Origin of the sequence: Nocardia sp. NPDC127579, assembly GCF_042672005.1 — a bacterium.
Classification (GTDB): domain Bacteria; phylum Actinomycetota; class Actinomycetes; order Mycobacteriales; family Mycobacteriaceae; genus Nocardia.
In genome coordinates, this window is sequence record NZ_JBHXVZ010000006.1 from 344,476 (window position 1) to 370,533 (window position 26,058).

Genomic DNA, 26,058 nt, shown 5'->3' on the forward strand with positions numbered 1-26,058 from the left:
GTCCGTGCTGCTGGGCGGCCGCGCCGAGATCGGCACCGCGACGCACTCCATACTCGGCCGTACGGCAGATCTGGGCGCACACGTCGTCGCGCACGCAGCTCTGGGGTGGGTTCGTCCGGTATCAGGCCGCGAGCGTTGTCACCCCGGGTGCGAAGGCTGATACCGCTTTGTCCGGAGACGACTCGTCACGCGCACAGAGCGCGTCGGATGCCGGCTTCGGCGGGACCGATGCGGTCCTGTCGTCGCGGGTGGCCGTGCCGGTCGTCAGGCAGGTAGCTCACCGGGGCCGCCGATGGGGCGGCCGAAGGGGCCGTGTGGGTTTCGTTTCAGCTCGTCGAGCATGGCTTGGAGTTTGTCGACGTGGGCATTGTCCTCGGCGGTGGGTTGGTCCAGGGCGGTAGGGGATGTGATGTCGGGCTGGGGGCGTGCGGAGGTCAGACCGGAATCGTTGCGGCCGTTGGAGTTCGAGAGTTCGTAACCGGTGTGCGCCGGGGCGAGATGGCCGCTGCCGGTGTGGGTTTGCGGGTCGTGATGGCTGGTGTGGGTTGGTGGGGTGAGGTGGCCGTTGCCGGTGTGGGTTTGCGGCTCGAGGTGGCTGGTGTGGGTTGGCGGGGTGAGGTGGCCGTTGCCCGTGTGGGTTGGCGGGGTGAGGTGGCCGTTGCCCGTGTGGGTTGGTGGGTCGAGTCGGCTGCCGCCGGTGAACTGCGCGTTCGGGGGGCGGTCGCCGGAGGAGGTGAGACTTTCGAGGCGGCCGTTGGAGTTACCGGCGGGACCGGAGATTTCGGGCGCGCCGGTGAAGGTGGTGGCGGGGCGGCCGTTGGGTTGCGCGGGCTGGCTACCGGGAGCGGCAGGCGGCTCCAAGCGCGGTGTGCGCCCGGGAAGTTCGGTGGCGGGCGGTGCGTCCGGATGTTCGGTGCGCGCGCGTAGGGCCGCGTAGTCCATGCCCTGCGGTGCCGTGGTCGGTGCGGCTTCGGTGATCCCGGTCGGCGTGAAAAGCTCACCGCGCGGGGTGATTCCGACCGAATCGAGCCGCTCACCCGTCACCGCGGGCCGCGTCTGCGTCGTCTCCGAGGCGGGTTCGACCCAGTCGTCGAGGGCGGCGGGCACGGTCGGCAGCCGCCGTTCACCCTGCAACGCGGTTTCCGCCACTTGCGCGGTACCGCGCGTGCTGGCGGGTTCGGGCCGATCGACCGCCGGCAGCCGGTTGGCCACCGCCCGCGGCAGGGGCCGCTCCCGCGGTTCCGCGTCGGCGCTCGGCGTCACCCCGCCGCGCTGCGCCACCGGACTACGTTGCGGCAATTCCCGCGGCACCGGCGTCTCGCCGTGCGCCAGTTCCCGCCGCTGGGCCCGTGTCGCGGGCTCGGGTGGCCCGGCCACCTCGCCGTCGCCGGTCAGCGAATGGCCGAATTGCTGCCGCGGACCGACAGTTTCGCGCCGCCCACCTTCCCCCTGGCTGTCCTCGGCCGCCTCCCGGTAAGCAGCCTCGCGCCGTCCGGCGATCTCACCTCGACCGACCGTTTCGCTCGGAGAGCCCCCAGCCTGGCCCTCGAGTGCGTCATGAGCGCTCAGTCCACTGTGACGTGCCACCCCGCTGCGCGCAGCGGGTCCGCCGGACAACTCGTCGTACGCGCCGGTCCAGTTGTGTTCGCCCACTTCATCGCGCGGGTCGGGTCCGTTGCGGTCGCCCGTCCGATTTCGTGGGGTGGGTCCGTTGTGCTGGGTTCGTTCGTTGCGAACGCCGGTCCCGTTGTGGACATCTGCCTCGGTCCGCGGGGCGGGTCCATCGCGCCGAGCCGATTCGTTGCGCACGTCAGGTTCGTTGCGGCGGAACGACTCGTTACGGAATCCCGGCCCGTTCTCGTCGGCAGGCTCGTCGTTTCCACTGCGGTCGCCGAAGTCGCGGTGCCCGTTCGGACTGGTTGGCTCGTTCCGCTTGCCCGTCCCGGTGGAACGGGGCTCTCGGTTGTGTGCGCTGTAGTCGGCCCCGGCTGTGTTGCGCTGCTCGGATCCTCGGCGCTCGGCGAGTTCGTTGCGTGCGCCCGGCGTGCTGTCGTCAGCGACCTTGCCTCGTGCGCCGGTTCCGTCGGGGCCGATCAGTTCATCGTCCTCCCGCTGACCGGGCCCGGTCGACCGGCCGTTCGCGACCGAACCGACCAGCTCGGCGCTGCGTGCGGACGCACCGCGAGCCGATTCACCGTGCTCGGTCGCCCCGCCGCCCCCCAGCGTCTCGTCTCGTACACCGTCGATCCGTGCCCCCAGCTTCGAAATGTCATGGTCGGTACGGAAAGCCCAGGCTTCGAGCTTGGCCAATCGGGTGGCGACCGAGCGTTCGTCGCGTGTGTCCTCGACCCGGGCCGCCACGGCGTCCAATTTGTCGCTGACTTCCCGCAAAATCTCCGCGATGCCCGATATGATCACGCCGATCGATTCGCCGTCACCCTGCTGGCCGTGCTCCATCCGTACCTTCTTCCCCGTCGAGTGCGCGATCATGCCCGTGGCCGGGGCGATTCTATCCGCGAACGCATGCGACTGCGGGGCGAGAGCCCAACCTTGCCTGCCTGCTGGCACTTTCGCGTGCGCGAAGGTTGGTCCGCCGCGTGCCGAGGTCGATTGCGCCGCTGGACTGGGCGATCATCGCTTACCCTCGAGAGACCGAGCGGTTTTGTCTCGGAATCATCACTTCGCCGTTTCGTGCGATTGGCGGCAAGTGTCAATCGGCACGAATTCTGTGGCGATCGTCTCGCATGTCGCTACGAAACCCCTTGTGATGCACCACACATCGGCTGGTTGAGCCGGTTTCCTTGCTTGTGGCGCACCCGGGCGCGGGGTATAGGGGGCTGGCGAGTGCCGAATATCTGACGCACTCTTGATCTATGGATTAGGTCGCAAAGACCAAGCGGTGGTTATGGGCAGGGGTGAGATCGCGTGCGTACCAAGCAGCGTGCGGACAAGGCTTGCGGGCGCCGAGCGGTGCTCGCCGAACTCGGTATCGGCGATGCGCCGGAGGATACCGGCGGACGGTCCGTGGAAACCTCCCGTTACAGCTGCCGCTGCGCGGAATGCGCTGATGCCCAGTGGGATATCCAGCGCCTCAAATACTGGCTGTGTGGCCGGTTGCTCGCCCTGGGCGCCGACGAGGCCGAGGTCGACCGCCGCGTCGGCGATCTCCCGGTGGATGTCTACTACCGGGTCGGCGCTCGCCGATATGCCGTGGAGGTGCGTTCGGGTTCGCTGGATCGCGCCAAGGCGATCGACCACACCCAGCGGTTGCGTGCCGCCGGAATCGACAGCGTCCTGTGGTTGTGTCAGCCCGGTTACTGGGTGGCGCATCTGCCCGCCCTGGGTATCGCGAACTTCGCCCCACCGGCCTGCGATTATCTGATCGAATCCGGCATGCTGACCTGTGACGGCAGTGCTTTGGCCGCGCCGCGTCCGGCTCCGTTCGAGCTGCGTGACTTCCTGGAGGGTTTCCTGTCCGGCAAGATCGTGTGGGGTTACCGCGACGAACTGACCGGAGGCTGGGGGACTGTGACGGACTGGACGCACCATACGCACGCGCAAGCGATGGTGATCGCCCGGCAGCGCCAGGAGTTGGTGAACCAGCGCACGGCACTGGCGCTGTCCCGGAAGTCGGTGCGGGACAAGCAGAAGCAGATCATGAAGCTGACCAGTCGTCTGGAGCGCGCCGAACTCGACGCCGAGGGCCGAGCCGACGCGTTGGCCCAGGTGAATCGCCGGCTGGCCGATCATCACCGGATCGATGCCTCGTTGCGCGCCACCATCAAAGGGCTTCAGGACACCCTGAGCCACTGGCAGCTGGTGACCTATTGCTCGATGATCCTGGTCGTTACCTTTCTGGCGGGTGCGATGGTGGTGCGCTGAGCAGGAACGGCGCTCGTTCCCACCGCCACTCGTTGCGCAGCACGAGGGCGGTGAAATCGAGCGGGTCGAATTCGAGTTCGTCCCGTAGGTGAGCGACAGTGGGCCAGAACACCGGCCCACTGTCGAGTAGGCGCTGTAGTCGTTCCTCGAGCCGCCCGGAGATCTTGCGGTGCAGCAGTTCCGGTATGCCGATATGGCTACCTGTCCACACCAGCCAGCCCCACCCGTGGTCGTGGGCGTAGGCGCGCGCCGCCGCGGCCGCAGCCCGGTTGACCTGGAATCCGACGTGCCCCAGCGGCTGTACGTCGATCAGCGCGACCCGTCCGTCGGTGCAGCGCGCGGCGACGGTGGGGTAGTAGTCCCCGTCGACGGTGATCGGGTGTTCCTGGAAGGTGTCGACCAGGTCGCTGGCGTTCAGCATCTGCAACAGCCGGGCCTGCAACGCCGAATCGAATCGCACGTCCCGCCCCACCTTGCTCAGGTAGAAGCGCCCGCGCCCGTCGTCGTCACCGTCGACGGTGCGTGCCGACCGCGCCGGGAGGGGGGCGGGTTTTCCCGCGCTCCAATCCGCTTGCTCCAGCAGGGTTTTCAACTGACCGGTGGCAGGCTCGGCATCCTGGAGTTTCCCCAGCCGCCGATTCGTCTTCTTCTGCCACGCCATGATCCGCTGCATCACGTAGCCCGCGACCCGTTTCGCGTCCTCGGGCGGATGGCCCGCCAACCGCAGTTTCAGATACGACAGTTCGTTGCCCACCAGATCGGTCTCGGTCGCATACGTTTCCACCAGCAGCGCTCGGGTCAAGGCCGGGTCCCGCGCGTCGAGCGGGTAGCGGCGGGTGAACGCAGCCAGCCGGGACCCGCTCAGGCGCGTCTCGCGCAGCATCTGCCCGACAGTGCGAGTGTGCAACTGCCGCACTCGATCTCGGGCCAGGTCGAAGCGTGCCCCGATGCGGGCGAGTGTTTCCGGGCGGGCGCCGCCGACCCCGAGCCGCAGCGCCACGATGTCGGCGTCGCGTCTGCTGCGTTCGGCCTGGGCTTCGATCACCTCGGCCAGGACCTCGTTGATCTCCTCCAGCCCGAACGACACGTCGAGTTCGAGGTCGTCGGCGAATTCGGGTTCGGCACCCGTCGCGGGTGCTGCCTCAGCCGTCACCGGTGCCCCTTCCTCGATTCCGCCGTTTCTCCGGCAAAGCCTAGTCGCGACCACCGACATGTCCGGTGCGCTACACCATGGCCGCGGGAATCACCGTCGTCAGCCCGCCGTCGACGAGCAACTCGTGTCCGTTGACGTAGCGCGCGTCGCCGGAGGCGAGGAAGGCGACCGCCGCCGCGACCTCCTCCGCCGTGCCGACTCGTCCCAGCGCGACGCTCGATCCGGCCGCCATCCGGATCTCGGGTGAGGTCTCGGCGCGGAACGCGGGTGTGTCGATGTAGCCGGGGCTCACCGCGTTGACCCGGATGCCGCGCGGTGCCAGCTCGGCCGCGAGCGTCCGCGCCAGATTCCCCACCGCCGCTTTGCTCGCGGAATACAGTGCGGCGCCGGGTGATCCGCGATGGTGCGCGAACGATGCGTTGATGATGACGGTCCCGCCGTCGGCCAGTAGCGGCAGCGCCCGCTGGATGGTGAAGAACACCGTCTTGAAGTTGCTGTCGACGACCCGGTAGAACTCGTCCTCGGTCACGGCGCCGACCGGCTGGAACGCTCCGATTCCGGCATTGGCGAACACGATGTCCAGGCGGCCGAATCGTGCGCGGACGATGCTGAACAGGTCGTCCAGGTCGTCGAGGTTCGCGGCGTCGCCCGCCACGCCGACGGCTCGGTCGCCGAGTTCGGCGACCGCCGTCTCGAGTCGCGCCTTGTCTCGGCCGGTGACGATCACCTGCGCGCCGCCGTCGAGCAGCCGGCGCGCGGTGGCCAGGCCCATACCGCTGGTGCCGCCGGTGATCAATGCGATGCGGCCGTCGAAGTCGTTGTGTGTCATGGCTTCAGCGTGCCGAGCCGCGCGGCGGGTAACCAGTGCGCGATTATCGTGGGTGTGCCACCACCAGGCTAGGCGGAGGCGCTGAGCCGGACGGTGTGCAGTCGTTCCAGCCGTTCGCCGGTGCCCGGTTTGGGGTTGTAGACGATCAGCGACCATTCCGTCTGGTGCGCGAGCGTCAATGTCGTTGTCTCGAAATAGAGTTCACCGACTTCGGGATGGCGCAGCGCGTTCACCGCGGGCGCGGGCACGCCCACCTCGTGCCGCTCCCAGAGTTCCGCGAATTCGCTACTGTCCATGCGGAGTTCGCTGACCACCCGATCGAATTCGTTGTCGCCGGGGAAGTGTGCCGCGTCCGCGCGGTAGGCCGCCGCCACCGCCGGGGCCGCGGCCGCCCAGATCTCGCCCATCGCCCGGTAGCGCGGATTCGTGAAGAAGGTCCGCAGGCAATTGTGCGGCCCGGCCCCGAATCCGAACACCATCCGCGCGGTGTCGTTGAACGCCACGATATTCCAGGATCGATCCCGCAGCACCGCCGGCCGCGGCCCCCACGCGTCCAGCAGATTCCGCACCTCATCGGTGAGTTCCTGGTCCGCAACCGGCTGCGTCACCGGTGGATTGAGCCCCGCCAGTAGATACAGGTGCCCCCGCTCGGCCGCACTCAACCGCAGCGCACCCGCGACCGCGTCCAGCACCTGACCCGACACCGTGATATCCCGCCCCTGCTCCAGCCACGTGTACCACGACACCCCCACCCCGGCCAGCATCGCGACCTCTTCCCGCCGCAACCCCGGCGTCCGCCGCCGCCCGGCCCCCACGATCCCGACCTCCTCGGGCGACACCCCCGCCCGCCGGGCCCGCAAAAACTCCTTCAGCTGCTCTCGCCGATGTCCGGTCATACCTGCGCCAACAACCCGCACTTCCCGAATCATCCCGCTGACCTGCGCGAAACCACCCCCGAACGCAAGTAAGGCCCCCTCGAAAGGGGGCCTTACTCGGTACTGGTGGTGCGCGATACTGGGATTGAACTAGTGCCGCACAGTCTCTCTGGCGCAGCGCGCTTGCTGCGTATACACTCTCAAAAATGCTTTTGACCTGCAAGTTTGCATTGCGACAGCGGCCGCCACGATACGACAAATGCCGACATTCAACGGGCAGAGATTGGGCATTTTCGGCCTGATTGGGCACACATTGGGCACGGCAGAGAGAGGTGGAGATGGCACGTAATGACGGTGAATCCAAACGCTCATTCGGCACGCTTCGGCAGTTGAAATCGGGGCGGTGGCAGGCTCGTTATACCGGTCCTGACATGCGGCGATACAAGGCGCCGAAGACATTCGCAACCGAAGATGTAGCGAAGACGTGGCTACGTGGAGTGCATCGCACCATCAGCGAAGGCCTGTGGACACCGCCTGCGGAAGGTGGCCCGGCGAAGCAGGGGTACACCCTGGAGGAGTATGGCAGGGGGAACCCCGAGTTACCCTCTTACGCAGGGGCATCGATCACCGCATAAGAGGGGAACAGCCAGCGGAACGGTGTCCTTCTTAAGAGGGGAGATGGCTACCGCGTAAGAGAGGATCCGGCCGGTTCTTGTCGGTGGCCGATGGTACGAATTCTGTTGTGAGTCAGCCGCACTTGGCGAGGTTGTCGAAGCAGAGCAAACGACATGCCGTGGTACGCGGCCGTGAGGGAGCGGTGCCGCTGTGGGCGTTCAGCGAGGCCGAGTGGGCGGTGATGCTTGAGAACCGGCACAACCTGCAATGCCCGAACCAGGCCGCGAGGTCCGGCTCTTCCCGCGCTCTGGTAAGCACCAGGCACGGCATCTGTGGCTCGGGTCGAAACAGCGCGGCGGATGCGATCACTGGACCGGCGGATCCGATGGCGGCGGGCCGATGACAGCCCGGCACCTGTGGGTGCAAACCAGCGGCGAGTCACATCGCCTGGGAACCGCAGTCGGCCTCTGCGGCGTCAGCAGTTGCTTGGAGCATGATTCGATCGACCGCCAAGCGCTTCTTGGATGCTGGCCTGGACCCTGAGGATCCGGCGGTGTGGGCGGGGCAGCGCCGCATCCAAGATCTTCTGATCTGCCACGGCCTGTGGCTGAAAGGCTGGAACAACCCGCCGCCCTCCTGGCAATCTGGCCCTCACGACTGATTGTCGGCGATTCCGTGTCATTGGTTTGACGACACGTCCCGCTCGACATTTCGGTACTCGGCAGTAGCTAACTAGTCTGGCCTGGTGGACACATTCGCGGGGTACGGGATCAAAGGATTCAGAAGCTTTGGCGGAGAGTCGGTTCAGATCTTCGGTCCGATGAGCCAGATTCACCTGCTAGTAGGAAGAAATAACGTCGGTAAATCCAATGCGCTGTTGGCGATGCGCGAGGTCGTTACTCAGCTAAAAATCGGAACTAATAACCGCCGCAATTCCACGTTAACCGGCATACTTCAAGATGACACCAATTTGCCACGTGGATGGAATCGCGACCAGGACTGCATTGTCACTTTAGGGGTGAGGTCTAGCGACGAGATGCTCAAGCCTGTCGCGCAAAGTCTTCTGTCGCGGAAACAGCGCTCCACCCGAGCCGATATAATTGACATCTTTGAGACGCCTGAATTCTCCCGCGGTTGCGATGGCGTAATTTGGTTCGATTTCGTCGTTAAAAAGAATCCCCAGGGTGAGACGGTCGTCGTGTTATCAGAGGAGCAGTTCTATTCCGCCTTCGACCGGATCGAGGCTAGTCGCGGTTTGACCGATTGGCTTCACAATACCGCGCGTGCGATTACGCATTCTGCAGGCGATCAGGTTCTAAACTATCGAAACATAGTCGGCTTGCTGAAAATTGAACAATACATCCCGGGAGTGGAATGGATAGACGCCATCAGAGAGATAACAGCCAACGACCAGACTGGTGCCGATACGGCATTTCGTAACGGAAGGGGGCTAATTGACGAGTTGGCAAAGTTGCAGAATCCGGAAAATGATGTCTATGATATCAGTAAAGGCCGTTGGTTAGCCTTGACCGCTCTCGTCCGGTCAGTACTTGACGATTCCTCCGCTGAGATCGAGATTCCTAACTCGCGGTCAGATATTTTCGTGAGACTTGACGGAGAACGTCGATCTGTTAGATACCTGGGGACTGGGATTAGCGAATTGATAATTATCGCGGCTATAACCGCGACCAAGAGCGGGAATCTGATATGCATTGAAGAACCCGAGGTTCACCTGCACCCTACGCTCCAGCGAAAACTGCTTGAGTATCTAGCGACGGACACGCAGAATCGATACCTCGTTTCCACGCACTCCGCTGCGCTGCTGAACTCAGAGCTAGCGTCCATCTCTCACGTTCAGACTAAAAGTGGCTGGACCGAGGTCAGCAACATCACAACCCGCACGGGACTCGTTCAAGCAGTCGCCGACCTCGGGAATCGAGCCTCCGATATCGTTCAGTCAAACTACATTATTTGGGTAGAAGGTCCTTCCGATCGGATTTACATCGCACACTGGCTAAAGCTGCATGATCCCCGACTTATCGAGGGCGTCCACTATTCGATCATGTTCTATGGCGGGGCGCTACTCAGCCATCTGACCACTGAAAACGACTCTTCCGTTAGCGACTTTATTGATCTCGCAATGATCAATCGAAATCTCTGTATTGTAATCGATTCAGATAAGGCTTCGGCGAACGCCGCGCTCAATGCTACCAAGCAACGCGTTCTCGCCGAACTAAAGAGCGTCGGCGGCATCGGTTGGGTTACGCATGGATATACGATTGAGAACTATATACCTCGCAAACACCTGGAAGATGCGATCGAATACTCGTATCCTGGCTGCGAGTACACAATTCCTTCCGGGAGCTATAGGTCGCCACTCGGGGCCAAGTTTAGGAATAAGTCGTATAAACCACATAAGGTTACGATTGCGCGAAAGGTGGTCGAATTGAATATATCGCTCGATGATTTGCCGAGCTCCGTTTACGAAAAAGTCCGGAGCATCGCTTATGCGATATGTGTCGCCAACCATGTGCCAACCCTGGAACTCGTCCCACCTGCCCCTTGAGTTCGGTGACGGTCGAGTTCTACCGCACTCGACAGAGCCTGGGGCACAAATCGGTACCAGAAAGGATGCAACCGGTTCGACTCAGCCCGCCGAACGTCGTTCGGGAGCTATCACCTGTGGCGTTCCCGTCTAGTTGCCTGCCGGTGGCATCATGACTGGGCGGTGCCGACCACTGCGTATAGAACAATCTGCGACCAATAGATTATGGTCGATTGCTCGTCGCTGACCGGCCGTTTCGGCTGGTCAGCGCAGCGCTAACGATGATTGATCTCATAATCTGTTGATGTACAGGATTCAAAGCACCCGAACCTGTCGGTTGTGGCCGCCGTGAAACCGCTAGCCCGAGTCGTTCTCGATCAAAGTCAGTCACGACACCGGATACGGGCGCTCGCACCCGGCGGCCCGTCGACTTGCTTGACCAACCAACCTGATGGACAGCACAGCTAGGGCGTTGACTCGACAGCGGGTGGCCAATCCTGTGGTTCAACGTTGACGGGTTTCTGGCTAAGGTCCTGGTCCCAGTCGAATGTCGGTGCCGGAGGCCCCCACTGCTTCGGAGCAGCAAACGAAATGGTGGCGTGACCGAAATCCACTCTATGGAACGACACGTCGCCGGTGAAGGTCGCACCGCCGAATCCTGCGTCGCCGGTTGTCACCGGCGAAGATCGTCTCCCCGAACCAAGCCTTATCGTTGAAGGTCGCGCCGCGGAACTCGGCGGAGTCGGAGAAGGTGGCGCCGCGGAAAGCGGCGGAACCCGAGAAGTCCGCGTGGTTGAAATCGGCGTCGCCGGAGAAATCTGCGCCGTTGAAATCCGTGTCACCGACGAAGGTCGCGCTCCGGAACACGGCTTCGCCGGTGATGGTCGAGTTACGGAACGCGGCGTCGCCGGAGAAATTGGCGCCGCCGAACGCGGCGTCGCCAGAGAAAGTTGTTTTGCTGAAATCTGCGTCGATGGCGAAGGTCGCATCGCCGAACCAGGTGGTGCGGGCGAAGGTTGCGCTTTTGAACCAGGCGGTGCGGGCGAAGGTTGCGCTCCCGAACCAACCGGTGCTGGCGAAGGTCGCGTCGCTGAACCCTGTGTTACCGGAGAACGTCGCGTCATTGAACCAGGCCATGTCGGAGAAAGTCGTGCTACGAAACCAGCCGGTGCGGGTGAAGGTCACGCTGCCGAACCCGGCATGGCCACCGAAGGTGGCGTCGCTGAAATCGGCGTCGCCGGTGAAAGTCGCTTTGCCGAACCCTGCCGTGCTGGTGAAGGTCGAGCCGCAGAACGTGGCCTTGTCGGAGAAGGTCGCGTCGCTGAAATCGGCGTCGCCGGAGAAAATTGCCCCATCGAATCGCGCGGTGCGAGAGAAGGTCACTCCGCTGAAATCGACATTCTGGAGATGTGCACCGCGCAAGTCGTAGTCGTTCGTCGACCAGCTGTACACGGCGCTGGGGCGAAGGCGGTCAACGATGACGCGGACGATGGTGGAGCGGACTTCGCGGTCGTTCTGTCGGTACTCAAGGTGGCGCTCCTCATCGTCAGCGCGGGTGCCGTCCGCGGTCGCTCGATGGTGCTTGAGGACCAGCTTGCTTTCGTGGCTGGCGCCGTGCTCGGGGTGATAGGGGAGTCGGAGATACCCGCACAGCACGTCGACGCACTGCTGGCGACGCAGGCCATCGGATTCGTCGGCCACGCCGGCCATGGCGTAAACCCCGGCAATACGGATCGCAACGTCGGTAGCGCCCAATTGAGCGGCAGCGGCCCCGAAACGTTCGACGAACCGGGATTGTTCGAGATCGCGTTGGCGGCGGTAGGCAATCACCAGGGCCACCACGCCGCCCACGCCAGCGACGACGGTCAACGCGACGCGGGTTACATCGATCTCTGCAGCGGCCTTGGCGGTATCAACGGGGGTGATCCAGCGCAGAAACCCGTAGGCCGCTGCCGCGACGGCAAGGCCAGCCAGCAGCGCGAGCGTGACAGCGAAGAACAAGCCGATCCGGCCCACGCGGCGCCCCAGCATTGCCCTGGAGTCCTCGCTCAGCCGCGCTCGAAGCGCCGCGGTTCTCGAACGTGCCTGTGCGCCAGCGGCGCTCACCCTCCCGGACATCGTTCAGATTCTGCTCGATGCCACGGACCAGCGCGCTGCGGTTGAGAGAATTCCCGGGAAAGCGCTGGGATTCAAGGGATCACCGAGCTGTACGTCATCTCCTGTGGTTGTGGGAGGGCTCAAGCTGGCACGTTGCGCCAAGCGGCCCTCTCAGCATTGGGCACGCGTTGGGCACAAACAAAATCAGCCCCGGTAAAAACCGGGGCTGACCTGTTCGTACAGTGGTGCGCGATACTGGGATTGAACCAGTGACCTCTTCCGTGTCAGGGAAGCGCTCTCCCGCTGAGCTAATCGCGCGAGGTGGAGACGGGAATCGAACCCGTGTGCACGGCTTTGCAGGCCGTTGCCTCACCACTCGGCCACTCCACCGTACAAAAGGGGGAAGGCTATACTGCCCTACCTCTCTCGAGCGGATGACGGGATTCGAACCCGCGACCCTCACCTTGGCAAGGTGATGCGCTACCAGCTGCGCTACATCCGCATGTCCTCTCGGGCGCCTTGCGGCTGTCCCGGTGACGAGAGAGAACATTAGCCGACCATCGCCGAAAGCAACAAATCGCCTGGTCAAACGGGGTAAATGACACTCTTGTAGTTCATCTCCCGGCCACCGCCCGCTCGCCGCCCCGTCGCCGCGCCGCATATCCCCACGTCAACCCGCCGATTTGGTGACTCCCCAGCCCCTCATGCTAAGGTTCCTTCTCGTTCGGACCGCCACAAAAACCGGCCCCGAACACCCCGTCAGGTCCTATAGCTCAGCGGGAGAGCGCTCGCCTCACACGCGAGAGGTCGCTGGTTCGAAACCAGCTAGGACCACCTACCTCGAACCACCGCCCGCTGAAGCGCCGGTGGTTCTTTGCTTCTCGGGGATCTGTGCGGCTGCGCCTGTTTCGGGTTTCTCAGTCATCGAGGTCGGCAGGACATCCCGGGCGGCCGCGTTGGAATCGCTTGCGTCGCAAGTCTGCTCATCGGGGCAATGCCCGCAGGGCGGCGCCGAGGTCGAGGATATCGCGTGGATCGCTGAGCGAACGGCCGGTGACCTCCTCGATCCGGCGCAGTCGATAGCGGACCGAGTTGGGGTGCAGGAACAGCTCCCGGCCGGTGTCGGCGGCGGAGCCGTTCGCGGTGAACCAGACCCGGAGGGTGTGCAGCAGCCGTTCGCGTTCGTCGTGGGGTAGCGACAGTAGCGGCCCCAGCGAAACTCGTGTCATTCGTTCGGCTTCGACCGGTGCGGCCGCGATGAGCATGGCGAGCGGGTCGTCGTCGAAGCGTGCCACACCGCGTGTTCTGTCACGCAGGCCGGTGAGTGCGAGGCGAGCGAAATGCAAGGCCTGCGGTGTGTCGGGCAGCGAATCGTAGGGTGGGCTCACCCCGATGCGGGTGCGGTGGGCGCGTAGTACCCGAAGGGCCGCGGGTTCTCGCGATTCTGGTAGTGCGAGAACGCCGATCTGCTGGCCGGGCAACAGCCGCCATGCGGAGGTGATATGTGCTGCGCGTAAAGCGATTTCGATACCGGGCAGGGCCTCGCGGCCGGTGGTGGGCGACTCGGCGGCGGCGACGACATAGCGGCCGGTGGGTGGCAGGCCGAGGATTCGGGTCGTTTCGCCGAGGGTGGCGGGGTCGGCGATCAAGCCGGTGAACAGGGCTTCCACCAGCACTGAGCGTTCGTGTTCGCGTTGCAGGACGAGTTCGGTGCTGGTTTCGCGGTAGGCGGCCGCGACCGCGACCGCGTACTCGCCCGACAGGGCCCAGACCTCGGCGGCGAGGGCTACGAGCATGGCGTCGGTGACGCCGTGGTGGCGGCGGGAGGCGGACACCAGTTCCGACCACAGGAATTCGAATCCGATGCGGAAGGCATGCAGGGTTTCGGCCAGGGGTACTCCCTGCTGGGCGCGTAGCCGACCGGTCTCCTTCGATGGTTTCGGGTCTACGGGCACGGTGGTGGTGAAGTGCCGCAGCATCAACGTGAGGTTGCGGGTGCAGGAGGTGCGGATGGTGTCGAAGGGAACCTGCGCCTCGTTGCGGTAGCTGTCGAGTTCGGCCAGGAAGCGCTGTGCCAACCGTAGTCCGAGATCGTCGATGTTCTCGAGCAGCAGGCCGGCAACGTCGATGATTTCCTGCGGCGGTGTTGTTCGGGGCATTTCCGCAGGTTACCGGTTCGCCATTGTTGTCGAGAACAGTCGAGGGACCAGTAATGCTGTTCCGGCGCCCATGGGAGCGCGGTCACATCGGTGCGACGATTTCGACGATGTTCTCGACATTGACCGGAAAGATGGCGATGCGTTCTCTGATCATGAATCTGCTGCATTCGGCCCGGCGATTCCCGGATAGGGTCGCGGTGCGGTCGGGCGACACATTTCTCACTTATGCCGAGCTCGAAGCGTGTACCGCTCGGGTTGTCTCGATGTTGCGCGCGGAGGGTGTGTTCCCCGGCAGCCGGGTGGCGATGATGGTGCCCAATGTCGCGGAGTTCGTCGTTCTCTACTACGGGATCCTGCGTGCGGGATGCGTGGTGGTGCCGATGAATCCGCAACTGAAGGCCAGGGAAGTCGCCTATTATCTGGCTGATTCCGGCGCCCAGTTGCTTTTCGACTGGAAGGGCGGGCCGGGCGAGGCGACACAAGGCGCAGCCGGGACCGGGGCCACGGTCCGCACGGTCGATTCGGTGTCCTTCACCGCCTTGCTCGCCCAGCATGCGCCCCACCGTGGCCGTCCATCGGGGGAAGCTGATCAGCTCGCGGTCATCCTCTACACCTCGGGAACCACCGGCCAACCCAAAGGCGCGGCGCTGACGCAGGCCGGACTCGCACACAACGCCGAGGTGTACGCCTCGACAGTGCAGGACCTCCGCTATGACGATGTAGTCCTCGGCTGCCTGCCGCTGTTCCATACCTTCGGCCAGACCTGCGCGCTCAATGCGGCGATCTACTGCGGAGCGGCGCTGACGCTGATCCCGCGTTTCGAGCCGGCAACCGTCTTCGGGGCGATCGCCAGGGACCGGGTCACGGTCTTCGCCGGTGTACCGACCATGTATTCCGCGTTGCTGCACGACGCGGGCGCGGCGAGTGCCGATGTCACGTCGCTGCGGCGTTGTGTATCCGGTGGTGCGTCGCTACCGCTGGAGTTGCTGACCGCCTTCGAGCAGACCTTTCGTTGCGTGATCCTGGAGGGTTACGGACTGTCGGAGACCAGCCCCGTAGTCACCTTCAATCATGCCGGGCAACCACGCAGGCCCGGCTCGATCGGGGTGCCGATCCGCGATGTCGAGGTCGACCTGGTGGACGTGATCGACGGGATCGGTGAGATCGCGGTGCGCGGCCCGAATCTCATGCGCGGCTACTGGAATCGCCCGGAGGCGACCAGGGCGGCGATTCTCGACGGCTGGTTCCGCACCGGTGACCTCGCCCGGTGTGACGCTGATGGCTTCTACTACATCGTCGACCGCAAGAAAGACATGATCATTCGGGGCGGATACAACGTCTACCCTCGCGAAATCGAGGAACTGCTCTACGAACATCCCGAGGTCACCCAAGCCGCAGTGTTCGGCATCGCCGACGATCATCTGGGGGAGGAGATCGTCGCCGCGATCGTCCTGCGCCCCGGCGCGGACATCACCGGCGAGGAACTGCGGAACTTCGTCGGTGACCGGATCGCCGCCTACAAATGCCCTCGTCAGGTCTGGTTGCTCGACGAGCTGCCCACCGGCCCCAGCGGCAAGATCCTCAAGCGCGCGATCACTCGTCCGCGAAGTGCATAGCAGCCCCTCATATTTCGTTCATCGAAGCCGCAGGAGTATTCTCATGTCCACCTTCACCAGCAGCGACGGCACCATCATTCACGTTCGGAAATGGCTGCCAGCCGACCGGGAGCCGATCGGAATCGTGCAGATCGCGCACGGGATGGGTGAATACGCCGCCCGCTACAGCCATCTCGCCGAGAAGCTCGCTGCCCGCGGTTACGCCGTCTATGCCGACGACCATCGTGGCCACGGCCACAGCATTGCCGCTACGCCCGGCGACCTCGGTGCCAACGGGTGGAATCTGTTGGTCGAAGACCTGGTGTCGTTGACAGAGCTGTTGCGCGACAAGCACCCTGGCGTTCCTGTCGTCCTGTTCGGTCACAGCCTTGGGTCCTTCGCGGTTCAGCAGTACATCCTCGAGCACGCGCGGCTGATCGACGACGTCGTGCTGTGTGGAACCACCGCGGTCGACCAGCTGTTCGCCCTGATCACCGCCGCCGGGGGAGATCTGCTCGACCTGTTCAACGCCCGGTTCCAGCCCGTTCGCACCACTGCCGACTGGCTCACCCGGGACCGGGCGCAGGTCGACGCGTACATAGGACATCCCTGGTGCGGGTTCGAGATCGACCCGGAGAATATGGCGCTGCTGGCATCGGTGGCCGCAGACCGACTTTCGGAGCCGAGCGGTGTTCCCCGTGATCTGCCGCTGTATGTGATGGTCGGTGACGAGGATCCTCTGAACGACGGTTTGAGGTTGAGCGATCTATTGGTCAGCAGATACCGCGACGCCGGACTGACCGACATCACCTACCGGGTGTATGCGGGCGCTCGGCACGAGATCTTGAACGAGATCAACCGTGACGAGGTGGAAGCGGACTTGATCGCCTGGATCTCACGCACTGACGGATCGACTGGGCGGGCCCGGGATCGCCTTCCGACCGAGCGATCTACCCTCCTCGATGAGTGATCTCGGCGCGCATCCGTTCGCTCGGAGTCGCGATATCCCAGACCCGGACCACGCCCTGGGCGTCGCGATAGCGCCCGGTGCCGCCGGTGATCGCCATGTCGAGCGGGCTGGCTCCTGCGGTCCAGAGTGCCTGCGTGGTGAGCGATCCCTGTTCGAGTTCGATCGTCAGCACGCACTGGGTGGTGACTTCGTCGCCGTCGATGTGGATGAACTCGCAGGATCCACCTCCGGTGCCGGCCTTGGCGCCGTTGTCGAACAGACTGCCCGAATAGACGTACGCGTCGCCGATACTGTTGCCGGGTTCGCCGTGATCGAGTGCGGTGTATTGCTCGGTCGCGGCGGTGAGTTCGAGAATCTCCTCGGTGGGGCCGTCTGCGCAGCCGCTGAGCAGAAGTACTCCGACGGCTGCCGCGGACGCTATCCGAATCAACTCCGGACCGTATCGTCGACGTCCCAGATCACCTCGGGTGAGCCGGTCAGGGGAGTCGTGTCGAAGTAGCGCACCTCGTAGATTCGCTCGGCGAACTTCCAGCCCTCGGTGGTGCGCCGGTAGCGGTCGTGGAAGAGGGCGTAATTGAAGACGGATCGTCCGTCGTTCAGTCGTCCGAGTTCGCAGATGTATGCCCGCCCGGTGGCGGTGTCGCCGTCGAGCTGGACCGCGCCCGCGTGGGTCGTCTGCACGAAGTACTCCCACTGCCCGGCGTGCAGTTCGGTTCCGGCGCGGATCGCTTCCCGTCCGGATTGTTCGATGTGCACGGCGGGTATTCGGTAGACGCCGTCCTCGGTGTACAGCGACGCGATCCGATCGTTGTCCCGCATCATCGCGGCATCGCTGAATTCGGCTCGTAGCGCCTCGATTTCGACGCGGTCGGCAATGGCCTGCATGTCTCGCACCGGATACTCCGATCCTGGTTGTCGTTTCGGTGTCACCGATTACGACGATCGAGCCGGTGGGTTTGTGAGGTGCGGGGCCGGACGGGTCAGCCCTGCTCCGGCGGCTCCTCGACGATCTTCCTGGCGAGGAACAAGAACGTTTCGGGGGAGAGTTCCAGGCGGATTCGGTTCGCGTCGGGATCCATACGTGCGGTGAGCAATTCGGCGGCCGCGCCGGAGGGGTAGCCGGGTTCGGCAGGGGTTTCCTCGAAGGGGCGTTCGGCGACCGCGGTGATGATGTCGCGTTTGAGCGCGAGGTAGGAGCGATCGGCGGCGGTCTTGGGTTTGATCACCGAGGAATGCCCGCCTTTGAGCATGCCGGTGTCGGGGAAGACCCACAGTGAGGAGCCCGGTTTCACGATGCGATCGCGTTCGCAGCCATAGGCTTTGATCTGCACCGGATAGCTGTGGTCGCCGCGTTCCTTGGCGAACAGGACCCGCTCCAGGACCACCCGCTGTGCCTCGGCGACCGCGGCGTTGAGCGGGGCCAGGGCATGGACGTGCGGATGGAAGCGCAGCAGCAGGCGGCGCACACCGAGGAAGATGTCCGATCCCGCGCTCGGGCAGGCGAACATCACCACCTTGCGCAGTCGCGACAGATCGGTGCCTTTGGCGCGCAGGACCATTCGGGCCAGATAGCGCTGGACCACCAGGCCGCCCTGACTGTGCGAGACCAGGATCACCGAGTTGAAGTCGGCTGCTTCGATCTCCAGGCAGGTCTGCAAGCTGGCCGCGAGCACGTCGAAATCCGGGATCTGCCGTAGCGGGTTGATGCTGAGTTTGGGCGAGTCGTAGCAGAAGTTCAGCAGTGTGAGCCCGGCCAGGTCCGGGTCACCGGCGAGCAGCGCCTGCATCGAATCCCAGGTTTTGGCGGAGGAGAACAGTCCATGTACGAAGACGACGACGGTCTTCTTCATATCAATCCTGTGCGCAGTCGCAGAGCTCGGCCGAGTCGATACAGGTTCAGGGCATGATCCGGATGATCCAGGGGCGTCAGGTCGATTGCCAGCCGGGCGCAGCGGACCGACTCGTCGAGCAGCGGCGCTTCGCCGGACCGGTCGAAGACCAATTGCAGTGCCGCGCCGAGATTGCTCAGATATCTGGCCTGATCGGGGTGATCCGGCTCGTTGACGGCGGTTGCCTCGCGCAGCACCTCGACCGCTTGCCGAAGAGTTCGACTGTCGTTGTCGTGCACGGCCTTTCGCAGGAGTGCGGCTGCGAGGTTGTTGAGCCGGCTGGCTCGGTGCCGATGTCCTTGCTCGGTCGATCGAACGGCGATCTCGAAGACTTGCGCCGCTTCGTCCAGGTGCGCCGCGGACTCGGTTCGCTCGTATAGTGCCAGCAATCCGAGCCCGTAATTGGTGAGATGAACTCCGAGACTCGGATCGGAGTCCGGCACAGCCGCTACCGCTTCCCGGCAGGCCGCGACGGATTCTTCGAGATCGGCCGAATCGCCGCGGGTTTCGAAACGCAGCCGCAGCGCCGCGCCGAGATTCGAGAGATAGCCGGCCCGGTTCGGATCGTCTGCTTCCATGATCGCCGCCCGGCCGACCTCGATCGCTTCGTCCAGGCTCGCCGGCTCACCGGTGCGCTCATAGAGCCGTTGCAGGGCGCCCCCGAGATTGGACAGCAGCCACGCTCGGCCGGGATCCGGGCTCGCTGCCGTACCGATTGCCGCGCGGCTCAACTGGATTGCCTCCTCCAGTGCGGTGAGTGCGCCGGTGCGATCGAATACATGCAGTAGTGCGGTGGCCAGATTGGAGAGATACTCGGGGTCCTCGGCTTCGGTCAGGGCGACCGCTGTGCGCAACAGGTTCACCGCGGTGGACAGTGACTCCGAATCCCCCGACCTCTGGTAGCGATCCAGTAGGTCGATCGCCTGATTGTTCGCCGATGCCGGGAGGCTGCCGGAATCCTGGGGCGGCAAGCCGATCGGGCGTCGCCACCGATGCGGTCGCTTATCGGTGCTCGGGGTGCTGCTACCGGGCTCGACGGCAGCGTCGATGTGCCTGCGCAACAGCAGATCCGGCGTCGTCGGACGGTGATATCGGGCCTCGGGTCCGCCCTCGATCGCCAATCGGTGGTGGACACTGTGCCACAGTTGGTCCAGTGACGCCGACTCTGTCGTCGCCAGTGCGCTGAGCAGCGCCTCGGTGAACGCGGTGTGCGTCGCGCCGCTGTAGGAGGGGACCGAGGCCGTGGACGCGAGCACGGCCAGGCCCGGGGCGTCGCTGTCCAACCATCGGTCCGCCAGCGGGTTGCGGCCGCTGTAACAGGAATCCAAGAGCAGAATCCGGTTCGCCGCCCGGCTCGTTTCGAACACCTCCCGCAGTAGATCCATCGAGAACGCGGTGGATCCGGGGCGATCGGCAATGGTGGAGCCCAGGGCGAGATAGCCGCGGCCGTGCTGGTCGACCACCCCGTGCCCCGCCCAATAGATCAGCAGCACATCGGTCGCCTCATCGGATGCGGCCGCCAGAATCGCCGCCACATCGCTGGAGTTCTCCGGATCGGAGACGACCCGGCACTCGGCTCGATCGAAACTTCCCGACTCCGGATCGGCAAGCGCGCGCTCGAGATCGACCAGGTTCGCCCACACGGCCGGGAGATCGGGCAGTGCGCCGCGATCCCGGTATCGGCCGACACCGATCAGCACTGCCCGCGACCGTGCGCGGTCGGGCAGCCGGCTCACGACCGTCTCGCGTTTTCGCTCACGCCGCCATCGTCCCCGAAAACGTGGCGGCCGGAGGTGAATTCCGCGCCCGAATCGGCGCAGTGGGGTGGCTAGACCCCGAGGGCGGCGGCGAACACTGGCCAGGAATCGTGCACGTCGTCCTGCCAGTAGGGCCAGGCGTGGGTGCCGTTGCGGTGCACGATGGTGGCGGGGATGCCCAGGGCGGCAAGGCGTTCGGTGAGGGCGCCGGTGCAGCCCTGCACGATCGTTTCCATGCTGCCGCCGATCAGCAGGCGGTCCGCGAGGCGGGCGGCGTCGCCGCCGATCGACGGGTCGGTGAGGGTGTCGTGTACGCCGGCCGCGCCGTTGCCGGAGGAGATGTAGAGGGCGGTGCCGCGCAGCCGTTCGGCATTGAGCACCGGATCGTGTGCGGCCCAGGCGGGTGCGCCGATTCCGCCCCACATATTGCCGGCGTTCGCGCCGAACAGCGCGAGCTGAGAGTGCACGTAGGCGCTGGCCAGCGGGTCGCTGGTGCGCGGGCATCCGCTGTAGGAGCCGACGGCCTGGTACAGGCCGGGCGCCTCGATGGCGAGATTCAGCGCGGAGGTCGCCGACATCGAGGTTCCGGCAACGGCATTGCGGCCGGTCATGCCGAAGTGCTCGTTGAGCAGCGGCGGCAGTTCCTCGATCAGGAAGGTGGACCACCGGTTGCGTCCGAGCGCGGGATCCTCGGCCATCCAGTCGGTGTAATAGGAGGCGCGGCCGCCGATCGGCTGGATCACATTGACCGGTTTGTCGGCGAAGAAGCCCGCGACATCGGTGCGGTTGGTCCAGGGGCCGCCGGTCTCGCCGCCGTCGACCGCGTTCAGCAGGTACAGCGCGGGAGCCGTCGGGCCGGGATGCGAGAGCCAGATCGGTACCGCGCGATTCATGGCCGCCGAGTAGACGACCACCTCGAATTGCCGGCCACCGAGCGGGCGGATCTCGAGGATTCCGGATCCCGGCTCGGCCCGTGCCGGGGCAGGCAACAGGACAGCGAATGCGGCGATCAGGGTGATCAGGCAGCGCGAGAGCTGAGGCATGGTGGGAGTATCCTCACTGGGCGGGTTCGTCGGTGGAATGTACGCGCAGATCGGTGATTCGACCGGCCTCCGGCCCGGTGACCGTCAGCCGCTCGGCAATCGCCCAGCGCAGTTTGCGGGGCAGGTTCGGCGCCATCCGGGTGAAGTACGCGTACAGCCACTCGGTGCGGGCGACCAGGAACGGGAAATCGGTGCTCATCATGGGGCGCAGCACCAGCATCGGCACCGGCGCGTCCAGCGGATGGAAGTCGCGATTCCACAGGCCCGGCACCGGGCAGCCCGGATAGAACTGGCCGAGCATCAGCCCGGACCGGACCACCTCGGTCTTGCGATCGAGATGGACGGTGTCGATCAGATCGTGGCGCGTCAACTCCGGAAAGATCGTGACGAGCGTCGAATATCCGGTATCCGGGGCAGTCGCGTGGCAGCGGTACACCTCGAGTGCGTCCTCGACGATGTCGTGCATGCGCTGTGCCGACAGTTCGTCGCCGCCCGCGGCGGCCCCGGCCCAGACGAGCCGCCGGTTCGCGCTCTGCCGTACGAACGGGCACACCGGGCCGGGGCGGCCCAGTTCGGGATGCGGTTGGGGCAGGTGATCGGTCATCCAGCGCAGTAGTGTCTCGGCGGCCGCGCCCTGCCGCGCCCACCGCGCGGGGTCGGCGTACACATTCCACCAGCGCACCCCGGTGCGCGGCCCGATGCTCATTCGGTGTCCACTCGGTCCAGATGCGCGGCCAGGAGCGGGCCGATGACCGCGACGACATCGGCGTTGACCATCTGGGCGTGGATGGTGTCGACGGGATACTCGATGAGTTCACCGGTGACGAACGGCCGCCACAGCTGCGCGTCGAGCAGTTCGGTGACACCGCGCGTGGCCGAGAAATACAGGAGGTCGCCGTCGAACACAGCGGGCCGGTAGCCGTGTGCGAGGCGCACGCCCTCGGCATAGCCGCGATGCAGGCGGGTCAATTGGCCGGCGGTCAGGCCGGAGCCGAAAGAGGCTCCGGCGGAGGCCAATTCGGCTGCCGCCTGGTCGGCGGTCAGGTCTTCGAGGGCGTCGCCGTCCTCGGGTTCGTCGCCGAGCAGATGGGTGAGCAGGTCGCGCATGCGCGGCGTCGGCGGCGCGGGCATGGCGTCGGGGAAGATGACGCTGTCCAGCATGGCCAGCGTCGGCACCCGGGCGCCGCGGGCGCGCAGCCGGACGGCGATCGCATGGGCGATCTGGCCGCCGAGTGACCAGCCGAGCAGATGGTACGGCCCCTCCGGCTGCACGCGCAGGATCTCCTCGACGTAGCCGGCGGCGAGCTCGTCGATGCCGATGTCCGAGCCGGGGTCACCCGTCAGGGCGGTGGCCTGTAGTCCGAAGACGGCGCGATCGGTGAGCTGACGGGCCAATCCCGCATAACACCAGGCCAGTGGGACTGCGGAGTGTACGCAGAACAGGGGCGGGCGTAACCCACTGCGGCGCAGCGGTAGTACGACATCGAGCGCCTCGTCGGAAGCGGCCTCGCCGACGGCCAGGCGGGCCGCCAGCTCCCGCACGGTCGGGGCCGTATAGAGCCAGCGCACCGTTACCGGCAGTCCGGTCGCCGCAGCGAGTTCGGCCGAGAGTGCCACGCCCGTCAGGGAATTGCCGCCCAGTTCGAAGAAGTCGTCGTCGAGACCGGCGCGTGGTGCACCGGTCAGGGTGGAGAAGTGTTCGGCGACGAGGCATTCGAGCTCGGACGCGGGGGGCCGGTAGGGACGCTGGACGAGCGGTGGCGGCGGCAGGGCCGCGCGATCGACCTTGCCGTGCGCGGTGACCGGCAGGCGGTCCAGCTCGACCAGCTGTGCGGGTACCACCGCGGCGGGCAGCGTTTCGCGCAGGCGGCGGATCAGGTCGGCGTGCTCGAGGCGATGGCCCGGTGCGGCGACGATATAGCCGATCAGGCGGGGGCCACCGGGTCCGTCGTGGGCTTCGACCGCGGCGTGGGCGACCTCGGGAAGCGCGATCAGGGCGGTCGTCACCTCCGCGGGCTCGGCGCGCCGGCCGCGCACGTTCAGCTGGTCGTCGGCGCGCGCCAGGAATTCCAGGGCGTCGTCGGCGGTGCTACGCACGAGATCGCCGGTGCGGTAGACGCGTTCGCCGGAGCCGAGAGGATCGGCGACGAAGCGTTGCGCCGTGAGGCCGGGGCGGTCGTGGTACCCGCGAGCCACGCCCGGCCCGCCCAGGTACAGCTCGCCGTGTCCGCAGGGCGGGGCCGGGCGGAGCCGGTTGTCGAGGATCAGGGCGCGGACCTCGGGCAGCACCGGTCCGATCGTCACCGGTCCCGCTGCTGTGAGCTCGGATTGTGTTGCCATGACCGTGGTTTCGGTGGGGCCGTAGCCGTTGAACAGGCGCAGGGCGGGAGTCCAGCGTCCGGCCAGGGCGGTGGGACAGGTTTCGCCGCCCACCACCACGACCCGCAGCCCCGGCACCTGTGCGGGGGTGAGTGTGGCCAGCACCGCGGGTGTGGTCAGGAAATGGGTGATCGACGCCTCGTTCACCAGCGCGGCCAAGCGCGGGCCGGTCAGCACCGACGGTGGCCCGACGATCAGCTCGGCGCCGGCGGCGAAGGCGGCCAGCAATTCGAGCAGATGAGCGTCGAAGGACGGTGCGTGCGCGTGCAGCACGCGTGAATCGTGGTCCACTCCATAGTGTTCGACGATGTGGTCGGTGAGCGGGCCGAGCCCGCGATGGGTGACGACCACGCCCTTCGGGAGGCCGGTGGTGCCCGAGGTGTAGATCAGGTAGGCCGGATGGTCCGGGTGCAGCGCCCGGGTACGTTCGGAATCCTGGATCGGCGCGGCGGACCGTTGCGGGGCCGGGGTGTCCAGGGCCAGCCACGTCGGCCCCGCCGGGAGGCCGGGACGGACGGCGGTCACGGTCAGTCCCCAGCGGGCGCCGGTATCCGTGGCGACGGCGGCCGATCGCCGGGCCGGATCGGTGGGATCGATCGGTGCGAAGGCGGCCCCGGTCTTGGCCACCGCCCACACCGCGAGCACCGACTCCGCCGAGCGTGGCACCGCGACACTGACGAATTCGCCTGGGCCCACGCCTGATTCGATCAGTTCGCGGGCCCAGCGCGAGGACAGCTCGTCCAGTTCCCGGTAGGTCCAGTTGCGCGCACCGTCTCGAAGCGCGACCCGCTGGAGCGCATTGTCGATCAGGGTCCGGCGCAACAGATCCGGAAGTAGCCGACCGGAATCGGCTGCCGCACCGGCCAGCACCGCGCGGTCGGGATCGAAGGCGTGGACCGGCCGGTGCAGATCCGTCAGGAACCGGTCGAAGTAGGCGAGGAACTTCTCGTGATGCCCGGTCAGTGCCGCCTCGGAATACAGTTCCGAATTGCCCTGCATGTCGATGGTGACCGAGTACTCGTCCGGTCCGAGCTGGTAGCCGTTGACCAGCAGATCCTCTACCGGCCCCAGGGCCAGCAGGTGCACCTGCGCGGTGACTGCACCCATGCGCAGCGGCTCGACCGCGCCGAGCATATTCATGACCGGTCCGAAACCGCCACGCGCGGTGTGACTTTCGCCGCGATCCCGCTGCATGTCCTCGTAGCGGTAGCGCTGATGCCGCAGCGCTCCGACCACCCGGGCTCGCACCTGCTCGACCACCTCCGCCGCCGTGGACGCGCGCAGCCCGCGCAGCCGCAGCGGCACCACGTTGGACACCGAGCCCGCCGAGCGGCGCAGGGCCGCCGTGGTCCGCGCCGCCACCGGCAGCGACAGCAGGGTGTCGTCGGTGCCCGTCATGGCGGCCAGGTAGCAGGCGAACGCCGCGATGGCGAGTTCCGGGAACGTGTGCCCGTCCTCCCGCCGGAGCGCGGCGAGCCGTTCGGCGGTGCGCGGCGCGAGTGTGGCCGTGACCCGGTGCGGTGGGCGCGGCCGGATCGGCGGGCGGCCCGCCAGCCGCACCGGCTCGGCCATGCCCGCCAGGTGCTTGGTCCAGTATTCGCGGTCGGCGCGGGCTCGCGGGGAGTCGGTGTAAGCGCGATCGTCGTCCAGCATTTCGGCGATGGTCAACGGCCGGTGCGGGCCCTCGGCCGGGGAATCCGCTGTGCCGGTGTACAACTCGACCGTGCGGCGCAACAGCACGGCGGCACCGAGCCCGTCCAGCACGATGTGATGGCTGCGCAGATACAGCAGATGAAGCTCGGGTCCCACCCGGAAGACGGTCGCGAAGGTCAGGCGATCGGTCGACAGATTCAGCGGCGAGCCGTAATCGGCGGCCATCCACTTCAGCGCGGTCGCGACCGCGTCGGGCCGACCGGTGAAATCCTCCGAACCCATCGGCGCGAACGCCTCCGGGTCCAGAAACTGCTCGGGATATCCGTCCACCCGTCGAAATCGCACCTGCGGCGACTGCAACTCCCGTGCCGCCCGCGCCGCGCAATCCCGCAATCGGCCCACATCCAGCGGGCCGCGCAACTCCAGATACATGGCGACGGTACTCGGAATCTCCGGAAACAACTCCTGCGCCACCCACCAGCGCAACTGCGGCGCGGAAAGGGGGAGTCCGGCTCCGGGCCCGACCGATGACAACCGTGGTTCTCCCTCGGCCCGCGCCAAACGTGCCTCCTTACGCCCCGAGCGCATGATCGAACCGTCCGGTGGGAATGTACTGG

General features: G+C 65.8%; 17 protein-coding genes and 4 tRNA genes. 5 read left to right on the forward strand and 16 right to left on the reverse strand.

Annotated features, from left to right (window positions below):
• Window positions 1–264: 264 nt before the first annotated feature.
• Window positions 265–2,457 (reverse strand): hypothetical protein, encoded by a 2,193-nt coding sequence (locus ACFVMC_RS22195; RefSeq protein ID WP_379212998.1) that lies wholly within the window; start codon window positions 2,455–2,457, stop codon window positions 265–267.
• A 468-nt stretch (window positions 2,458–2,925) separates the two neighbouring features.
• Here ACFVMC_RS22195 and ACFVMC_RS22200 point away from each other — a divergent pair, with 468 nt between their 5' ends.
• Window positions 2,926–3,882, forward strand: a complete 957-nt coding sequence (locus tag ACFVMC_RS22200) for a hypothetical protein (RefSeq protein ID WP_379213000.1) — start codon at window positions 2,926–2,928, stop codon at window positions 3,880–3,882.
• Here the strand turns inward: ACFVMC_RS22200 and ACFVMC_RS22205 are convergent.
• The 3 genes from ACFVMC_RS22205 to ACFVMC_RS22215 all read right to left on the reverse strand — a co-directional run bounded on the left by ACFVMC_RS22205 (window position 3,848) and on the right by ACFVMC_RS22215 (window position 6,760).
• Entirely contained in the window at window positions 3,848–5,035 is a 1,188-nt protein-coding gene (locus ACFVMC_RS22205) for a hypothetical protein (protein WP_379213001.1), read from the reverse strand. The genes ACFVMC_RS22200 and ACFVMC_RS22205 overlap by 35 nt on opposite strands.
• A 70-nt stretch (window positions 5,036–5,105) precedes the next feature.
• Window positions 5,106–5,864, reverse strand: a complete 759-nt coding sequence (locus ACFVMC_RS22210) for a glucose 1-dehydrogenase (RefSeq protein ID WP_379213003.1) — start codon at window positions 5,862–5,864, stop codon at window positions 5,106–5,108.
• A 68-nt stretch (window positions 5,865–5,932) separates the two neighbouring features.
• Window positions 5,933–6,760 (reverse strand): helix-turn-helix transcriptional regulator, encoded by an 828-nt coding sequence (locus ACFVMC_RS22215; RefSeq protein ID WP_379213005.1) that lies wholly within the window; start codon window positions 6,758–6,760, stop codon window positions 5,933–5,935.
• Window positions 6,761–8,099: 1,339 nt separating this feature from the next.
• Here ACFVMC_RS22215 and ACFVMC_RS22220 point away from each other — a divergent pair.
• Window positions 8,100–9,920, forward strand: coding sequence for an AAA family ATPase (locus tag ACFVMC_RS22220; protein ID WP_379213007.1), 1,821 nt, complete (start codon window positions 8,100–8,102; stop codon window positions 9,918–9,920).
• A gap of 594 nt (window positions 9,921–10,514) precedes the next feature.
• Here the strand turns inward: ACFVMC_RS22220 and ACFVMC_RS22225 are convergent.
• The 4 genes from ACFVMC_RS22225 to ACFVMC_RS22240 all read right to left on the reverse strand — a co-directional run bounded on the left by ACFVMC_RS22225 (window position 10,515) and on the right by ACFVMC_RS22240 (window position 12,498).
• A complete protein-coding gene (locus tag ACFVMC_RS22225) occupies window positions 10,515–12,017 on the reverse strand; it encodes a pentapeptide repeat-containing protein (RefSeq protein WP_379213009.1) in 1,503 nt (500 codons plus the stop codon).
• 222 nt (window positions 12,018–12,239) lie between these two features.
• Window positions 12,240–12,314: transfer RNA gene (locus ACFVMC_RS22230), tRNA-Val, on the reverse strand.
• Between the two features lies 1 nt (window position 12,315).
• Window positions 12,316–12,386 (reverse strand) — tRNA-Cys (locus ACFVMC_RS22235).
• A gap of 39 nt (window positions 12,387–12,425) precedes the next feature.
• Window positions 12,426–12,498, reverse strand: a tRNA-Gly gene (locus tag ACFVMC_RS22240).
• A gap of 260 nt (window positions 12,499–12,758) precedes the next feature.
• Here ACFVMC_RS22240 and ACFVMC_RS22245 point away from each other — a divergent pair.
• Window positions 12,759–12,830 (forward strand) — tRNA-Val (locus ACFVMC_RS22245).
• Between the two features lie 149 nt (window positions 12,831–12,979).
• Here the strand turns inward: ACFVMC_RS22245 and ACFVMC_RS22250 are convergent.
• Window positions 12,980–14,155 (reverse strand): PucR family transcriptional regulator, encoded by a 1,176-nt coding sequence (locus ACFVMC_RS22250; RefSeq protein WP_379213011.1) that lies wholly within the window; start codon window positions 14,153–14,155, stop codon window positions 12,980–12,982.
• A gap of 137 nt (window positions 14,156–14,292) precedes the next feature.
• Between ACFVMC_RS22250 and ACFVMC_RS22255 the strand changes: the two genes are divergently transcribed.
• Together ACFVMC_RS22255 and ACFVMC_RS22260 are read left to right on the forward strand one after the other, a co-directional pair.
• Window positions 14,293–15,771 (forward strand): long-chain fatty acid--CoA ligase, encoded by a 1,479-nt coding sequence (locus ACFVMC_RS22255; RefSeq protein WP_379213280.1) that lies wholly within the window; start codon window positions 14,293–14,295, stop codon window positions 15,769–15,771.
• A 43-nt stretch (window positions 15,772–15,814) separates the two neighbouring features.
• Window positions 15,815–16,720, forward strand: a complete 906-nt coding sequence (locus ACFVMC_RS22260) for an alpha/beta fold hydrolase (RefSeq protein WP_379213013.1) — start codon at window positions 15,815–15,817, stop codon at window positions 16,718–16,720.
• On the opposite strand, the gene ACFVMC_RS22265 is transcribed toward ACFVMC_RS22260, so the two are convergent.
• From ACFVMC_RS22265 to ACFVMC_RS22295, 7 genes are all read right to left on the reverse strand, one after another.
• Window positions 16,701–17,150, reverse strand: a complete 450-nt coding sequence (locus ACFVMC_RS22265; protein ID WP_379213015.1) for a hypothetical protein — start codon at window positions 17,148–17,150, stop codon at window positions 16,701–16,703. The genes ACFVMC_RS22260 and ACFVMC_RS22265 overlap by 20 nt on opposite strands.
• Window positions 17,147–17,605, reverse strand: a complete 459-nt coding sequence (locus ACFVMC_RS22270; RefSeq protein ID WP_379213281.1) for a nuclear transport factor 2 family protein — start codon at window positions 17,603–17,605, stop codon at window positions 17,147–17,149. The genes ACFVMC_RS22265 and ACFVMC_RS22270 overlap by 4 nt, the downstream gene beginning before the upstream one ends.
• A gap of 95 nt (window positions 17,606–17,700) precedes the next feature.
• Window positions 17,701–18,570, reverse strand: coding sequence for an esterase/lipase family protein (locus tag ACFVMC_RS22275; RefSeq protein WP_379213017.1), 870 nt, complete (start codon window positions 18,568–18,570; stop codon window positions 17,701–17,703).
• Entirely contained in the window at window positions 18,567–20,309 is a 1,743-nt protein-coding gene (locus ACFVMC_RS22280) for a tetratricopeptide repeat protein (protein ID WP_379213018.1), read from the reverse strand. The genes ACFVMC_RS22275 and ACFVMC_RS22280 overlap by 4 nt, the downstream gene beginning before the upstream one ends.
• Window positions 20,310–20,437: 128 nt before the next feature.
• Complete coding sequence (locus ACFVMC_RS22285) at window positions 20,438–21,409, reverse strand: alpha/beta hydrolase (RefSeq protein ID WP_379213020.1); 972 nt, start codon at window positions 21,407–21,409, stop codon at window positions 20,438–20,440.
• 13 nt (window positions 21,410–21,422) lie between these two features.
• Window positions 21,423–22,115, reverse strand: coding sequence for a DUF6875 domain-containing protein (locus ACFVMC_RS22290; protein WP_379213022.1), 693 nt, complete (start codon window positions 22,113–22,115; stop codon window positions 21,423–21,425).
• On the reverse strand, window positions 22,112–25,975 hold the full coding sequence (locus tag ACFVMC_RS22295; protein ID WP_379213024.1) for an amino acid adenylation domain-containing protein: 3,864 nt from the start codon (window positions 25,973–25,975) through the stop codon (window positions 22,112–22,114). Before ACFVMC_RS22295 ends, ACFVMC_RS22290 begins: the two co-directional genes overlap by 4 nt.
• Window positions 25,976–26,058 lie beyond the last annotated feature (83 nt).